Source organism: Streptomyces sp. NPDC001532 (genome assembly GCF_040298625.1).
In the GTDB taxonomy this organism is placed as follows: Bacteria; Actinomycetota; Actinomycetes; order Streptomycetales; family Streptomycetaceae; genus Streptomyces.
Genome location: NZ_JBEPAL010000033.1, coordinates 21360 through 34354 on the forward strand (window position 1 = coordinate 21360; position 12995 = coordinate 34354).

Genomic DNA, 12995 nt, shown 5'->3' on the forward strand with positions numbered 1-12995 from the left:
ATGCGGCGTTCGATCGAGCGCCACGACCGTCACTCTAATGAATATGATTTTCATATTCCAGTCCTGGGAGGGGGTGATCCGGGTAACACACCGGCCAACCGCCCTCGGGATCCCGTCCCACCCGCCCGGCCACCCGCAGCACCTCCGCCAGCAGACCGGGCGTGACCACCTCCTCCGGCGGCCCGTCGGCCACCACCCGGCCCTCGCGCAGCGCGACGATCCGCTCGGCGAACCGGGCGGCGTGCGCCAGGTCGTGCAGCACCATCACGACGGTCAGGCCCCGCTCCTCGCGCAGGCGCACCACCGTCCGCAGCACGTCGAGCTGGTGATGCAGGTCCAGATAGGTGGTGGGCTCGTCCAGCAGCAGGACACGGGTGTCCTGCGCCAGCGCCATCGCGAGCCGCACCCGCTGCCGTTCGCCGCCGGACAGCGCGTCGACGGGCCGCTCGGCCCACGCCTCCACGCCGACGTCCCGCAGCGCGCGCCGCACGACCGGATCGTCGCCCTCGCGCAGCATGCCGAGCGGGCCCCGCGCCGCGTACCGGCCCTGCCGTACGAGTTGACGCACCGTCATGCCCGGAACGGCCGGTGCCGACTGGTGCAGCAGGGCGACGCGGCGGGCGGTGGCGCGCCGGGAGAGCCGGGCCAGGTCGTCCCCGCCCAGCAGGACCCGGCCGGCCGCCGGGCGCAGCAGCCCCGCGGCCAGCCGCAACAGGGTCGATTTCCCACAGCCGTTGAGGCCGATGAGGGCGGTCAGCTCGCCAGGCCGCACCGTCAGGTCGACATCGCGCAGTACCGGGCGGCCCGGATAGCCGAAGCGCACTCCCTCGACCCGGATGCCCATGGATTCGGTCATGCTTCGTCCTTCGTCGGGATCACAACGTCCGGCTCGGCGTACGGCGCACGACGAGCAGCAGCAGCGCGGCGCCCGCGCAGGTGGTGAGGGCCCCGACCGGCAGGGTGAGCCGCTCGGAGTCCAGCGCCACCGCCAGCAGCCGCGAGGCCAGTTGGGCCGCAGCGTCGGCGCCGCCCACCACGGCCGCGCCCACCAGCGCGGCACCGGGCAGAGCGAGCCGCAGGTCGGCGCCGAACAGGGCCACCGCGAGATGCGGCACCAGCAGTCCGACGAACCCCAGCGCGCCCACGGCGGCCACCGCGCCCGCCGTCAGCGCCACCGCGCACGCCAGCGCCAGGGTCCGGGCCCGCGCGGTGGACAGCCCGGCGGCGCCCGCGATCTCGTCGCCGCAGCGCAGCAGGGTCAGCGGTCCGGTCAGCAGCCACGCCGCCGCGCCCCAGACCAGCGCCCATGGCCACAGCAGGTGCCAGTGCTGCCACACCCGGCCCTCCGTGGTGCCGACGAGCCACTGCACGACGCTGCCGAGTTCGCCTGGTGCCACCAGCAGCACCATGGCGGTGAGTCCGCCGAGGACCGCCGAGACCAGCACCCCGTGCACGGCGGTCTGCGCGGGATCGCTCCCGCCCCGCCCGGCGAGCAGCCACAGCAGCGCGGCGCCGGTGCAGCCACCCGCGCAGGCGGCGACGACCACGGCGAGCGGTGACTCCCAGCCCGCGAGTCCCAGGCCGGTCGCGGTGACCGCCCCGAGCACCGCGCCCGGCGTCACTCCGGTCACCTCCGGCCCGGCGAGCGGATTGCGCAGCGCCGACTGGAGCACCAGTCCCGCCACCCCGAGGCACGCGCCCGCGCCCAGCGCCACCAGCAGCCGGGGCAGGCGGAGCTGGAACAGGATGTGCCGCTCGGTCGCGTCCCCGCCGCCGCCGAGCACGTCCCACACCACCGACGGCGACATCCCGCGCCCGGCCACCGCCTCGGCGGCGGCACAGACGAGGACGAGCGCGGCCAAGGCCGCGAAGCGCCGGCTCATACGACCCCCTTCGCCACGGGCGAGCCGCCCGCATCGGTGGTTCGAGCGACTTCACCGTCTGCCTGGTTCGGGCCTGGGGCGTCTTCGTCGCCCGCCTCGTCAGGGCCTCGGGCGCTCTCGCCTCCCACCCTGTTCGGCCCTTGGGCGACTTCACCGTCCGCCCGGTTCGATCCGGGGCCGACTTCACCGTCCGCCCCCTTCGCACCCAGGGCGTCTTCGCCGTCCGCCCTCTTCGCACCCAGGGCGTCTTCACCGTCCGCCCCGTGCGCACGGGTGTCCCGCTTCGTCCGGGCCGCCGACGGTCCGGTGCCCGGTGGTCTCGGCCGGCCCGTCCGCAGCAGGACCACCCCCGCCGGGACGCCGAGCAGCGCCGTCCAGGCGCCGGCCGGCGTCTCGACGGGGGCGAGGGCGAGGCGGGCCGGGAGGTCCGCGACGGCGACGACGGCGGCGCCCCACGCCGCCGACCAGGGCAGCCACCGCACCGCGTCGCCGGCCGGGTCGAGCCGTCGCGCCAACTGCGGGGCGAGGAAGCCGACCCACGCCACGGGACCGCACACCGCCGTGACGGGGGCGATCAGCACCACCGCGATGGCGAGCGCGGCCAGCCGTGCCCGCCGGGCGCGCACACCCAGCGCCTCGGCGTCCTCGTCGCCCAGCCGCAGCACCGACAGCACCGGAGCGCACAGCACCAGCGCGGGCACCGCGACCAGCGTCCAGGGCCACAGCCCGGTGAGGTCGTCCCAGGTGCGGGCGGACAACGAGCCGAGCAGGTAGCGGTAGATCAGCTGGAGGTCGAGCTGGTCGGCCATCACCATCAGCACCAGCAGCGCCGCCTGGAGCGCGGCGGCGACCGCCGCCCCGGTCAGCAGGACGGCGGCCGGACCACGCCCCAACCCGGCGGCGAGCAGCGTGAGTCCGCCGCCCAGCGCGGCTCCGCCGATGGCCATGAAGGGCTGTACGGCGGCCGGCACGGACACCGCCAGCACCAGCGGCGCGGCGACCCCGAGCGCGGCCCCGGACGACACGCCCAGCATCTCGGGCACGGCCAGTTGGTTGCGCAGGGCCTCCTGGAGCACGAGCCCCGCGGCCCCGAGGCAGGCGCCGGCGACCAGCGCCAGCAGCAGCCGCGGCACGCGGAGTTCGGTGACGACGATCCCGGCGAGGCCGGCGTCACCGTCCCGCAGCGCGTCCGGCAGCCGGTGCGGCGGGACGTACGGCGTGCCCAGGCACAGCGCGCAGACGGACACGACGGCCAGCAGCGTCAGCAGCAGCGGGAGCCCGGGCCGCAGCCGCAGACGCAGACACAGCCGCAGCATCAGCCCCAGCCGGAGCCGTGGCCCCGCGCGCCGCGATCGGGCGTCCGATTCCCCCGTCGCCGATTCCCCCGTCGCCCCTTCTCCCGTCGCCGCGTCCCCGGCCGCCGTGTCCCCGGTCGCGGTGGACGCGCTCACCGCAGTGTGGCCGTGGCCTCGTCGAGGACGATGCCCAGCGAGCGGGTGCCGCGCCCCTTGGCCCACACCTCGGCGTTCACCTCGTGGACGTCGCCGTCGCGCACTGCCGGGATCTTCCCCCACAGCGGGTTCTCGGCGAGCTTGTCCGACAGGGTGCCATCGGTGTCGCCGAAGGCGATGGTCTCCACGAACAGCACGTCGACGTCGGCGGCCAGGATCTCCTCCAGGCTGTAACTGCCGTCCGCGCCGCGGGACTTCCACGGATAGTCCGCGATCTTCGGGAAGAGGCTGGCGGCCACGTCCCCTTCGGGAGTGGCGACGCCGAAGTTCTCGTCGCTGCCGAAGATGATCAGCGCGGTCCGCTCGCTCCTGCTCCGCTCGGCGGCGGCCAGCTTGGTGCGGAAGGTCTTCTCGGCCCGCTCGCCCTCGGCGGTGCGGCCGGTGAGCGCGGCGGCGTCGCGCAGGTAGCCGACGCTGTCCTCCCAGGTCTCCGGCTGCATCGGCCAGAACGTGGTGGCGCCCTCCAGGGCCGGGGCGAGCTTGCCGTGGGTGTCCTCGAGGCCGATGACGAGGTCGGGCTTGTGCGCGAGGATCGCCTCCACCTCGGGGGCGATGAAGCCGCCGGGGATGACGTCGACCTCCTTCGCCTTCTTCGGACCGAGGAAGGCGGGGTGGGCGAGGAGCGCGCTGTTCGTGGCGGTGGGCACGAGGCCCAGTTCGGTGAGGATGTCGTCGCAGAGCGCGAAGAGGCAGACGATACGCCTCGGTTCCTCCTTCAGGGAGATCCGCACCCCGCCGGTGTCGGTCAACTCCCGTGTCGCCTTGATGGGTTCGACCGTCACGTCGGTCGTGGTGCGGGCCGCGGTGGTCTCCTCGGCCCGGGGTTCGCCGGACGAGCCGCAGCCCACCAGCAGGGATCCCGCTATCGCCGCGGTGATCCAGCCGCGGACGAATCTCGACGGTGAGCGCAGCATCGATGCCCTCGCTTCTTCTCATGGAGCCGGAACGCATCGAAAATACATGATAATCGTTTTCATATAACCCCTCGTCCACGGAGGCCTCGATGAACGCCGGTCCGCTGCTGCTCGTCTCCGACCACATCGGAGGAACCCTCCATGCGCTGACCGTGCCGGACGGTGTCGTGACGCACCGGCTGACCGGCCGTCATCTCTCCGAGCACGCGGGCTTCCTGGCGCTGCCCGGCGGGCGGGCGGCGTGTGTCGACGACCGCCGGGGCGAGCTGCTGGTCCTCGACCCGTTCGGCGACGAGCCGATAGCCGCCGCGATCCCGGTCGCCGTACCGGCCGAACACCTCGCCGTCGACCCCTCGGGCCGCTTTGTGGCCGTGACGACCGGCCTGGGCCCGAACGCCGAACCGTGGTCGGACCTGCTGACGGCCGTCGACCTCGCCACCGGGGACGCGGTCCGCGTCCGCACCCGGCCCGGCGAGCCCGGCGTGACGGTGCTCGGCGGCGGCGCCCCCCTCGTCGTGCTGCGCCACCGCGAACCCGGCGCACTCGCCGTCCACCGGTTCGCCGACCTGCTCGACGCGCCGCCCGGCTGCCCGCAGGTCGTGCCCCACGGCCACCTGTCCCTGCCGGACGACGGCCACGGTGACGCCCAGGACCCGGAGACCCGGACCGTGTTCGCGGCCACCGGGGAGGGCGTGCAGCGGGCCCGCCGCGCCGGCGACACGCTCGTACCGGAGCCGGTGATCCCGTGGGGCGCGCCCGCCCGAGGCTGGTACCTGCGGCTCGACCCCCGGCGCCGGACCCTGTGGTCGACCCTGCGCGGCGGCCCCGCGGACCCGCTGCGCTGGCCGGAGTGGACGAACCAGGCCTGGCGCCACGACCTCGCGACGGGCCGTACGACGCTGACGGACCTCGGTCCGGGACTGGTGTTCCGGCTCGCCCTCGCCCGCGCCCACACCGCGTTCACCCGGATCCACCCGGACGGCGACGAACTGGTCCTGCTGGCCGCCGCCGACGGAACCGTGCGCCGCGTCCCCCTCCCCGCCATGGCCGGCGCCCCCCGTCGCGGCGGCACCCCCTGGGAGGGCGTCGAGCGCCGGGCGGTGGCCGCCTCACCGGCCGCGGACCTGGTCGCCGTCACCCGCGGCGGCCACGGCGAGATCCACCTCTTCGACGCCCGAACCGGCGCCGAGACCGCCCGGTTGAGGCCGGGCACCCCCTTGCGGCACGGCGGTCACCTGATGCTGCGCGGCCGTACGGACGGTGCCGAGGGCGACCCCGTCGGCCGATAGGATTTAATTGCCAGCGATATGCAACAGCGTGACACTGGCAACAAGGGTGTGAGGTCCATGACGACCCGTCGGATACGAGGTGCCGCCCTCGCAGCGGCCATGGCCCTCGGAGCCGCCGCCTGTTCGGCGCCCGGCAACGGCGACGGCGGCGGCGACGGCGACGGCGGATCCGGCGACAGCGTGGTGATCGGGGTGGCCTCCGAACCGGACACCCTCAGCCCGCTCCTCGGCTACGGCAAGGACGGCAACTCCAAGATCTTCGACGGGCTGCTCGCCCGCGACGGCGAACTGAGGCTGAGGCCCGCCCTGGCGGCCGCCCTCCCGAAGGTCGGCGACGGCGGCCGCACGTACACGTACACCCTGCGCGACGGCGTGAAGTTCAGCGACGGCGAGCCGCTCACCGCCGACGACGTGGTCTACACGTACGAGACGCTCCTGGACACGAAGACCAACAACACCGCCAAGAGCGAACTGGCCGCCGTCAAGAGCGTCCGGGCGAGCGGCGACGACACGGTCGTCTTCACCCTGAAGTACCCGTACGCGCCGTTCGCCGCCCGCACGGTCCTGCCCATCGTCCCCGAGCACATCGCCGGGAAGCAGGACCCGAACACCGGGACCTTCAACACCGAGCCGGTCGGCACGGGACCGTACGTCCTGACCCGGTGGAGCAAGGGCGAGAAGCTCACCTTCGAGGCCAACCCGCACTACTGGGGCCCCGCGCCGAAGGTGAGGTCGTTCACCATGGCGATCATCGCCGACGACGACGTCCGTGCCACCCGCCTGCGCTCTGGCGACCTCGACGGCGCCGTCCTGCCGCCGAACCTCGCCGCCACCTTCGAGGGCGAGCGGGGCAGGCGCACCTACGAGGCGAAGTCCTACGACTTCCGTGCCGTGACCCTGCCCACCGAGCACCCCGTCACCGGCGACCGCGCGATCCGGCAGGCTCTCGACGCCGCCGTGGACCGCGAGGCCATGGTCGACAAGATCCTCGACGGCGCGGGCCGCCCGGCGTACGGGCCGCTGCCCGCCGACGACCCCGCCTTCGCCCAGGACATCCAGCGCACCCGGGACCTCGGCAGGACGAGGAGGATCCTCGACGAGGCGGGCTGGAAGGCCGGCGGCGACGGCATCCGCGCCAAGGACGGCCGCCGCGCCGCGTTCACCCTGCTCTACCCGTCCGGCGACAAGGTCCGCCAGGACCACGCGCTCGCCTACGCCTCCGACGCCAAGAAGGCCGGCATCGACATCGCGGTGGAGAGCGCCACCTGGGAGGTCATCGAGCCGCGCATGGGCGAGGACGCGGTCCTCGCGGGCTTCGGCAGCGTCGGCGACCCCGACTTCGGCCTCTACACCCTGCTGCACTCCTCCCTCGCCGGCGACGGCTTCAACAACATGGCCCGCTACCGCGACAAGGACGTCGACGAGGCCCTCGACACCGCCCGCCGCACCCGGGTCCCCGCCGAACGCGAGGCCGCCTACGAGAAGGTCCAGCGCGCCCTGGTGAAGGACCCCGGCTACACCTTCCTCACCCACATCGACCACCTGTACGTCCTCGCCGACCGCTGGGACGGCCTGACCACCCAGCTGGAGCCGCACGAGCACGGCTTCGCCAGCGGCCCCTGGTGGAACATCGAGGACTGGCAGCCCAAGCGATGACCACACCCCCCTGGGGAGCGATGGCACGCCTGGCCGGACGACGGGCCCTGTTCGCGGGGCCCGTCCTCCTCGTCGTCACCTTCGGCGTGTTCGCCATCGCCGCCGCCTCCCCGTTCGACCCCGTCAAGGCCTACGCCGGCACCGCCGCGCTCGGCGCCGACCAGGAGACCCTGGACCGGCTGCGCGACAACCTCGGCGTCGACGAGCCGTTCCCGGCCCGCTGGTGGGACTGGCTGACCTCCGCGCTCACCGGCGACCTCGGCCACTCCAGCGTGCTGCGGCAGCCGGTGAACCAGGTCATCGGCGAACGCCTGGTGTGGTCCGCGCTGCTGTGCGCGGTCGCGTTCGCCGTCGCCGTGCTGCTCGGCACGGTCCTCGGCGTGCTCGCCGCCCGCCGCCCCGGCTCCCTCCTGGACCGGGCCGTCACCTCGCTCGCCTACGTCCTGGAGGCCGCCCCGGTCTTCTGGATCGCGCTGCTCGCCGTCTGGCTGTTCGCCCTCCAGTGGGACCTGCTCCCCGCTGGCGGTCTCACCGACGCCGCCAGCGAACAGGTCACCTTCGGGCAGGTCACGAGCCACCTGGTGCTGCCCGCCGGGGTCCTCGCCGTCTCCCAGCTCCCCTGGTTCACGCTCTACGTCCGCCAAGGCGTCGGCGACGCCCTCGCCGAGGACCCGGTGCGCGGCGCCCGCGCCCGCGGCCTCGGCGAACGCACCGTGCTGCTCGGACACGCCCTGCGCTCCGGACTGCTGCCGGTGCTCACCCTGATCGGCTCCCGCGTGCCCGAACTCATCACCGGCGCCCTGCTGGTGGAGAGCGTCTTCAGCTGGCCGGGCATCGCGGCGGCCACCGTCCAGGCGGCCACGGCCGTCGACTTCCCGCTGCTGGCCGCCCTGACCACGCTGGCCACCGCCGCCGTCCTCGTCGGCAACCTGGCCGCCGATCTGCTCTACGGACTGTTCGACCCGAGGGTGAAGCTCAGTGACATGTGACGCACCGGCGCCCGCCGAAGCCGAGTCCCCGTCGGCGGCCGAGCCCGCCTGGCGGTCGTACGGCGGCCGGCGCCGCGCCACCCGCGCCCTGCGGGTGCGGGTGTCCGCCGTCGTGCTCGCCGTGACCGTCCTCGCGGTGCTGCTCGTGCCGCCGCTGGTCCAGCTCGACCAGCAGGCCGTCGAGCTGGCCGACAAACTGCTGCCACCGTCCCCCGAGCATCCCTTCGGCACCGACGACGTCGGCCGCGACCTGCTGCTGCGCTGCGTCTACGGGCTGCGCGTCTCGCTGCTCGTGGGCCTCGCGGCCGCCCTGACCGCGACCGTCATCGGCACCGCCGTGGGCGCCGCCGCCGGAGCGCTGGGCGGCTGGGCCGACCGGGCCGTCATGCGGGTCGTCGACACCGTCTCGTCCGTCCCGCACCTGCTGCTCGGCATCTTCGTCGTCGCCATGTTCCGGCCCGGCGTCTGGCCGGTGGTCGTCTCGGTCGCCCTCACCCACTGGCTGTCGACCGCGCGGATCGTGCGCGCCGAGGTGCTCTCCCTGCGCTCGCGCCCGTTCGTCGACGCCGCCGTCAGCGGGGGAGCCACCCGGTGGCGGGTGACCGTACGGCATCTGCTGCCCGGCGTGCTGCCGCAGGCCGCGCTCGCCGCCGTGCTGATGGTGCCGCACGCCATGTGGCACGAGTCCGCGCTGTCCTTCCTCGGGCTCGGACTGCCCACCCACACCGCGAGCCTCGGCACTCTCGTCCAGGGCGCCCGCGGCTCCCTGCTCGCCGGACAGTGGTGGCCGACCCTGTTCCCCGGCCTGTTCATCATCCTGCCCACCCTCGCCATCGCCGGGCTCGCCGGCGCCTGGCGGGAGCGGATCAACCCCCGCCGCCGATCGGAGCTGATGCTGTGAACACGGGCAAGACCTCGAACCGGCGTGGCGCCGTGCGGGAGGGCGGGGCCGCGGCCGGGCGCCCGCCCGTCCTGTCGGTGCGTGACCTGTCGGTGCGGTTCCTGATGCCCGGCGGACGCCGGGTCGCCGCCGTCACCGGCGCCCACTTCGACGTGGCGGCCGGCGAGTGCCTGGCCCTGATCGGCGAGAGCGGCTGCGGCAAGTCCGTCCTCGCCTCCGCCCTCCTCGGCCTGCTCCCCGGCAACGCCCAGACCGCCGGGCGGGCCGTCCTCGGCGACCTCGACCTGCTCGCCGCCGACGAGCGGACCCTCGCCCGCACCGTGCGCGGCCGCCGTATCGGCCTCGTCCCGCAGAGCCCTGCCGCCCACCTCACACCGGTCCGCACCATCCGCTCCCAACTGGAGGAGACGGTCGCCGCGCTGACAGCGGCCCGCGGCCGGGCCGCCGTGCGCTCGGCCGCGGCGGCCGCCGCGGAACGCGCCGCGTTCCCCGCCGACCACCTCGACCGGTACCCGCACCAGCTCTCCGGCGGACTCGCCCAGCGCGCCGCCACCGCCCTCGCCCTGGTCGGCGACGCCCCGCTGCTGCTCGCCGACGAACCGACCACCGGCCTCGACCGCGACCTCGTCGACCGCACCGTCGACGAACTGCGGCGCCACGTCGACGCCGACGGCACCGGCCGGGCCCTGCTGATGATCACCCACGACCTGGCCGCCGCCGAGCGCATCGCCGACCGCGTCGCCGTGATGTACGCGGGCCGCATCGTCGAACTGGCCGACGCCCGCGCCTTCTTCGGGACACCCGGCCCGCGCCACCCCTACAGCCGCGGCCTGCTCGACGCCCTCCCCGACCGGGCCTTCACCGCCGTCCCCGGACAGCCCCCCGAACTCGGCGCCCTCCCCGCCGGCTGCGCCTTCGCCGCCCGCTGCCCCCGCGCCGACGCCACCTGCGCCGCACCGCCCCCGACGACCGGCACGACCGCCTGCCACCACCCGTACGTGCCGGAGGACACCCGTGCTTGAACTGCGCTCCATCACCGCCGGCTACGCCAGGAACGCCCCCGTGTTCCGCGACGTCTCCCTGACCGTCGCACCCGGCGAGGCCGTCGGACTGCTCGGCCCCAGCGGCTGCGGCAAGTCCACCCTCGCCCGGGTCGCCGCTCTCCTGCACCGCCCCGACGCCGGAACCGTCGTGCTCGACGGCGAGCCCGTACGCCGCTGGCGCCACCGCGCCCCGCGTGAGCTGCGCACCTCCGTCGGCGTGGTCTTCCAGCAGGTCAGGCTCTCCGCCGACCCCCGGCTGACACTGCGCGACCTGATCGCCGAACCGCTGCGCGCCACCGGCGCTCGCGCGCGGATCCCCGAACGCGTCGCCGAACTCGCGTCCACCGTCGGCCTCACCACCGACCTGCTGGGCAGACGGCCGCACGAGGTCAGCGACGGCCAGCTGCAACGCGCCTGCCTGGCCAGGGCTCTGGTGCTGCGCCCGCGCTGGCTGGTGTGCGACGAGATGACCGCGATGCTCGACGCCTCCACCACCGCCGCCCTGGTCGCCGTGGTGGAGGAGTACCGGGGCGGCACCGGCGCGGGCGTCCTGGCCGTCGGCCACGACCGCACCCTGCTGCGGCGCTGGTGCGACCGCACGGTCCAGTGGGAGGCCGACGGCCCGCGGGCCGGTGCGCCGCAATCCTGAAACCCACTGGTCACACCCTCACCGAGCACCGGCGTTTCGGCCACCGGCCGCCCACCGGGAGGCCGTACGCCACCACGACCCCGACCGCGCGGCCCCCGGATTCCGGGCCCGCGCGTCGTCCGGAATCGAGCGCGTTCGATTCACCGGCCGTCTCGTTGAGCCGGGCACCGCCGGACCACCCAGGTGCGGCGCCGAGCCCGAGGAGGGACGCAGGTGACGCTGACCGACGCCTCGTCAGACAGCCCGGACCACTCCGACACACCACCCCCGCCCCCGCCCGCCACCATCGGCTACGAGGGGAAGATCGGCAAGAACCCCCTGGAGGAAGCGAGCTTCCGCAAGATGTGCGGACGGCTGCCGTCCGTACTCGGCCAGGCCGCGCGCATGGCCTGGGCCGCCGACCGGCCCGCCGTCGTCCTGCTGCTCGGCTGCCAGCTGCTCACCGGCGTCGCCGCCGCCGTCCTGCTCGCCTTCACCGCCGAGGCCATGACCCACCTCCTCGGCACCGGCACCGTCTCCGCCCGCCTGCACGCCGCCCTGCCGGCCCTGCTGGTCGTCACGGCCGCCGCCGCGGCCGGCCGCACCGGCAGCGCCCTCGCCTCCTACGCCGACGGCCGGATCACCCCCCGCCTGACCACCGAGGCCGACGTCGCCCTGGTCTCCGCCGTCTGCCGGGTCGAGGCCGCCGCCTACGGCGAGGCCGGCTTCGCCGACCGGCAGGAGGCCGCCGAGGTCGGCGTGACCCGCACCACCTACATGGTCCGGGACGCCCAGCGCTTCCTGGCCTCCCTCATCCGCATGGCCGCCGCGGCCGCCGTCATCGGCGCCCTGCACTGGCTGATGCTGCCGCTGCTGCTGCTCGCCGTGCTCCCCGCCGGCCTGGGCGCGGTGCTGACCGCCCGCGTCGACTACGCGACGCACTACGCCAACGTCGGCGACCGCAACGTCCGCGGCATGATGCGCTTCTGGGCCACCTACGCACGGCACGGCGACGAGGTCCGCGCCAACGGCATGACCGGCTACCTCGTCTACTGGTACCGCGCGCTGTCCGAGCGCATCGACCGGCGCACCCTCACCGCCGCGCCGCGCATGCTCCGCATCGCCCTCACGACCTCCGCGCTCGGCGGGCTGTTCCTGCTCGTCACCTGGGGCACCCTCGCCTGGCTCGCCGACACCGGCCGGGTCGCCCTGCCGGTGGCCGCCACCGCGGTCGTCGCCGTGCAGACCACCCTGGCCGCGCTCTCCCAGCTCGTCCAGCACGGCGCTGCCCTCTTCCACACCTCGCTCTACCTCGCCGACATGCGCTCCTTCCTCGACCGGGCCGCGGAACTCGCGCCCAGGCGAGGCGAGGCGACCATCCCCGAGACCGTGCACGAGATCCGCCTCGAAGAGGTCGTCCACCAGTACCCCGGCAAGGACGAACCCGCCGTCGACCGTGTCTCCCTGACCCTGCGCCGCGGCGAGATCGTGGCCGTCGTCGGCGAGAACGGCTCCGGCAAGTCCACCCTCACCAAGCTGCTCACCGGCATCCTCCTCCCCGACAAGGGCCGCGTGCTGTGGGACGGCGTCGACCTGGCCCGCGCCCGCCCGGACTCCGTCTGGGCCCGGACCGCGCTGGTCCCGCAGAACTTCGCCTGCTGGCCGCTGCGGGCACGGGAGAACGTCACCCTCGGCCAGCCCAGGACCTACGACGACGCACCGGTGTGGGACGCCGTCGAGGCCGTCGGCATGCGTGAGACGGTCGAGAAGCTGCCCCGGCAGCTCGACACCCTGCTCGCCCGGGAACTCTTCGGCGGCGCCGAGCTGTCCGGAGGGCAGTGGCAGCGCCTGGTGTGCGCCCGCGCCCTGTACCGCCGCACCCCGCTGCTCATCCTCGACGAACCCACCTCGCAGATGGACCCGCGCGGCGAACACCGCATCTTCCTGGAGGTCAAACGCATCGCCGCGCACCGGATGACCGTCGTCGTCACCCACCAGCTGGAGAACACCCGGCTCGCCGACCGGATCATCGTCCTGCGCGCCGGCCGGATCGTCGAACAGGGAACCTACGACGACCTCGTGCACGCGGGCGGCCTCTTCGCCGAGCTGGTGGCCCTCGCCAAGGACCGGTGACCGCCCGCTGATCCGCGGACCGGCCGGCCCGGGGCCCCTCACGCCCGC

10 protein-coding genes and 1 pseudogene are annotated in these 12995 nt (G+C 74.6%); 7 read left to right on the top strand and 4 right to left on the bottom strand.

Going from position 1 to position 12995, the window contains the following annotated elements:
• Nucleotides 1-34: 34 nt before the first annotated feature.
• The 4 genes and pseudogenes from ABT232_RS26620 to ABT232_RS26635 all read right to left on the bottom strand — a co-directional run bounded on the left by ABT232_RS26620 (nt 35) and on the right by ABT232_RS26635 (nt 4308).
• Nucleotides 35-856, bottom strand: a complete 822-nt coding sequence (locus tag ABT232_RS26620; RefSeq protein WP_351844268.1) for an ABC transporter ATP-binding protein — start codon at nt 854-856, stop codon at nt 35-37.
• 19 nt (nt 857-875) lie between these two features.
• On the bottom strand, nt 876-1883 hold the full coding sequence (locus ABT232_RS26625) for a FecCD family ABC transporter permease (RefSeq protein ID WP_351844270.1): 1008 nt from the start codon (nt 1881-1883) through the stop codon (nt 876-878).
• 299 nt (nt 1884-2182) lie between these two features.
• Nucleotides 2183-3199 (bottom strand): annotated as a pseudogene (locus ABT232_RS26630) (FecCD family ABC transporter permease); the annotation flags it as partial.
• Nucleotides 3200-3330: 131 nt separating this feature from the next.
• Nucleotides 3331-4308, bottom strand: coding sequence for an ABC transporter substrate-binding protein (locus tag ABT232_RS26635; protein ID WP_351844272.1), 978 nt, complete (start codon nt 4306-4308; stop codon nt 3331-3333).
• Between the two features lie 89 nt (nt 4309-4397).
• Here ABT232_RS26635 and ABT232_RS26640 point away from each other — a divergent pair, with 89 nt between their 5' ends.
• The 7 genes from ABT232_RS26640 (at nt 4398) to ABT232_RS26670 (ending at nt 12947) form a co-directional block, all read left to right on the top strand.
• Nucleotides 4398-5597, top strand: coding sequence for a hypothetical protein (locus tag ABT232_RS26640; protein WP_351844274.1), 1200 nt, complete (start codon nt 4398-4400; stop codon nt 5595-5597).
• Between the two features lie 57 nt (nt 5598-5654).
• Nucleotides 5655-7253 (top strand): ABC transporter substrate-binding protein, encoded by a 1599-nt coding sequence (locus tag ABT232_RS26645; protein ID WP_351844276.1) that lies wholly within the window; start codon nt 5655-5657, stop codon nt 7251-7253.
• Nucleotides 7254-7273: 20 nt separating this feature from the next.
• Complete coding sequence (locus tag ABT232_RS26650) at nt 7274-8242, top strand: ABC transporter permease (protein ID WP_351844380.1); 969 nt, start codon at nt 7274-7276, stop codon at nt 8240-8242.
• The gene (locus tag ABT232_RS26655; RefSeq protein WP_351844278.1) at nt 8232-9143 is read left to right on the top strand and encodes an ABC transporter permease; all 912 of its coding nucleotides are present in this window, start codon (nt 8232-8234) and stop codon (nt 9141-9143) included. The genes ABT232_RS26650 and ABT232_RS26655 overlap by 11 nt, the downstream gene beginning before the upstream one ends.
• A gap of 104 nt (nt 9144-9247) precedes the next feature.
• On the top strand, nt 9248-10165 hold the full coding sequence (locus ABT232_RS26660; protein WP_351844382.1) for an ABC transporter ATP-binding protein: 918 nt from the start codon (nt 9248-9250) through the stop codon (nt 10163-10165).
• Nucleotides 10158-10835 carry an ABC transporter ATP-binding protein gene (locus tag ABT232_RS26665; protein WP_351844280.1) on the top strand — a complete coding sequence of 226 codons (678 nt, stop codon included), beginning with the start codon at nt 10158-10160 and terminating at the stop codon, nt 10833-10835. Before ABT232_RS26660 ends, ABT232_RS26665 begins: the two co-directional genes overlap by 8 nt.
• Before the next feature lie 213 nt (nt 10836-11048).
• Nucleotides 11049-12947, top strand: coding sequence for an ATP-binding cassette domain-containing protein (locus ABT232_RS26670; RefSeq protein WP_450871768.1), 1899 nt, complete (start codon nt 11049-11051; stop codon nt 12945-12947).
• Nucleotides 12948-12995: the final 48 nt, after the last annotated feature.

What these genes read in the sequence shown, in the direction of transcription:
- ABT232_RS26620 (WP_351844268.1), bottom strand. Translation starts at nt 856, where the DNA reads ATGACCGAATCCATGGGCATCCGGGTCGAGGGAGTGCGCTTCGGCTAT.
- ABT232_RS26625 (WP_351844270.1), bottom strand. Translation starts at nt 1,883, where the DNA reads ATGAGCCGGCGCTTCGCGGCCTTGGCCGCGCTCGTCCTCGTCTGTGCC.
- ABT232_RS26635 (WP_351844272.1), bottom strand. Translation starts at nt 4,308, where the DNA reads ATGCTGCGCTCACCGTCGAGATTCGTCCGCGGCTGGATCACCGCGGCG.
- ABT232_RS26640 (WP_351844274.1), top strand. Translation starts at nt 4,398, where the DNA reads ATGAACGCCGGTCCGCTGCTGCTCGTCTCCGACCACATCGGAGGAACC.
- ABT232_RS26645 (WP_351844276.1), top strand. Translation starts at nt 5,655, where the DNA reads ATGACGACCCGTCGGATACGAGGTGCCGCCCTCGCAGCGGCCATGGCC.
- ABT232_RS26650 (WP_351844380.1), top strand. Translation starts at nt 7,274, where the DNA reads ATGGCACGCCTGGCCGGACGACGGGCCCTGTTCGCGGGGCCCGTCCTC.
- ABT232_RS26660 (WP_351844382.1), top strand. Translation starts at nt 9,248, where the DNA reads ATGCCCGGCGGACGCCGGGTCGCCGCCGTCACCGGCGCCCACTTCGAC.